General features: G+C 31.2%; 1 protein-coding gene and 1 pseudogene. One reads left to right on the forward strand and one right to left on the reverse strand.

What is annotated here, in order from left to right; genetic code table 11:
- Window positions 1-68: 68 nt before the first annotated feature.
- Window positions 69-337: pseudogene (locus AC1DOS_RS19385) on the forward strand (IS110 family transposase); the annotation flags it as partial.
- A gap of 77 nt (window positions 338-414) precedes the next feature.
- Here the strand turns inward: AC1DOS_RS19385 and AC1DOS_RS19390 are convergent.
- Complete coding sequence (locus AC1DOS_RS19390) at window positions 415-1653, reverse strand: helix-turn-helix domain-containing protein (protein WP_477538817.1); 1239 nt, start codon at window positions 1651-1653, stop codon at window positions 415-417.
- Window positions 1654-2347 lie beyond the last annotated feature (694 nt).

The raw sequence follows: 2347 nt of genomic DNA on the forward strand, positions 1-2347 counted from the left end.
AGCCCTCTAGTATGATGCTGAGTGTCAACGTCGAAATTGACCCATCATCAAACAAGGAGGACTTCTCTATGCAGTTTAAATGCAATGAAAAAATTAATCTAGTGACTGAAAATACACTCGTTGTCGGTATGGATATTGCCAAGCGTGTTCATTACGCGTGTTTTGTCGATGAACGAGGGCGTGTGATTGAAAAGCCTTTACGGTACATCAATTAAAAGAAGGCTTTGAACGTTTGTATGAAAAGATTTGTCAAACGATGAAGGAAGCTAAGAAAGCAGATGTTATCGTTGGAATTGAGCCAACAGGCCACTATTGGATGAACTTGGCTTATTTCTTATAATCCCTCTTTTGCTACGAAATATGGTCAATGCGGCTAATATTGATGAGCCAGAGGGATATCAGTTGACAGGGAACTTAATCTTCAAGTTCATTATTAATAATAATGTCTGCTATTTCAAACGCTTTTTCCATATTTCCTATTCTAATGTAATAATTATAAAGATCTCGATCATAACTTTGTGCAATCATTGTGTAACCGTGACTCTTAAAATAGGGCAAAACATTATTAATTAAATAACTATAATAGCTTTCTTCCTGTTGAAGAATCGAAAATTGATGCAAGGTGAAAATAACTTTATACAGTGCTTCGTTATTTTCAGTCGCGATCGTCATGCCCTCGTTAACGAGCCTCAGCAATTCTTCTTTCGGTAAAAACTTTCCTTTGAGACCACTACTAATATAACCTTCTAAAGACAATAAATAGAGAGTCGACTTATTGTCTTTTAATTCCATTGATTCTTTGTATAGCCTTCCAGCGATTTGATATTTCTTTCTTCTCAAGTGCTCATATGCAAAATTATGAAGCACCTTTGCCTTTTTATCAGAGGCGTTGCAAAGATCACAAAGTTTAATCAAGTTTTCATATTGTTCAATTGTATTTTTAAAGTTACGGTATTGATCGGATTCTACTTGTATAAGCATAAAATTTTCAGTATCTATAATACGTAAGAAATGATTTGTTGTCTTAAAGTAATTAAGTGCTTTTTCTGCGTAATAATACGCAAGAACCGGTGAATGAACATTATGGTATGCTGCTCCCAAGTCATAGTAGACAGAAGGGTTGGTATAACTTTTATAATCAATACTATTAAATATGTCTATTGATTTTATATGTTCATCAATAGACATATAGTAAAGTCCGAGTATATGTTTGAATAAGTTTGTTTCATAAACAGATAAATTATTAGGGTTTAATTGAATTTGTTCAATTAGCTTTTGTGCTTTTTTTGTATCACCTTGTCTTAAATAATATTTTGCCTTAAGTAAATCATAGTAAATAATATGTTCAGATATTTCGAACAATTTATTGTTTGCTAGTTCCTTATAAATACGTAATGCCTCCTGCATGTTTTGTGAAATGATAACCTCATGCCAATAATCGAGCTTTATTTTCAAGTTCGTTAAATTTGCAAGCTCCTTTTCTATATTTATTTTAAGCCGTTTTGACAACAAAATAGTTATTTCAGGGGAATACTCAGTTAATCCCCTTTCAATTTTGCTTATATGAGTGACTGAACAAACGCCTTTCCCTAGTTGTTCTTGAGTTAATTTCGCTTTTTTGCGGTAAAATTTAATTATTTTCCCCTCGTACATAGATAAGCCCCCTTAGGCAGATGTGTTTCTACTTATTCAACTTTAAATAAACAGATAAATTGAGTTTGTCARTGATTGTGATTTGCAATACAATCACATGAATATTGTCATTACGATGCAAGGTGTACCGGACAAATCGGAATAGACTGGAAGGGGAGAGGGATATTTTTCAGTGAATCATTGTAAATTGACTTAAATAACTATCACGCTTTTTAGTTTAAAACAACAAACAATAAAAGTCATTTTTTTTAGGTCTTAGGTACCTTTTATAGATATACATATTAATATTTTAAGTTAATTGGGGTAATTTATGTAAGGTTCTTTACTACTTAATTGAATTTTAATACTTTTGTTGCAATTAGTAGCTTTGAAATGTACTACAACCTTTGGTGAAGTCAAATGTCATACTAGTAGTATAATCTAATAATTTTTAATTTATATATTATATTGAATAATAATAATATTACAGGTGTTTAATTTGGATATATAATCCTTACTTATCGTTATTAGGAAGGTTCCTTCGTAATGTAATAAAAATAAAAAAGTAGGTCCCAATATACATTTTTAAGTTTGAATAATTGCGATTACCCCAATACCCAGTTATTACAACTTGATGTAACTTTTATATTTAAGGGTGTAATGTTACTAAAACATTCATTCATTGTGAAGAACGAAGGGGGAAGAGAAAATCTAT

The sequence above is a fragment of the Paenisporosarcina sp. P5_A11 genome, assembly GCF_056400705.1.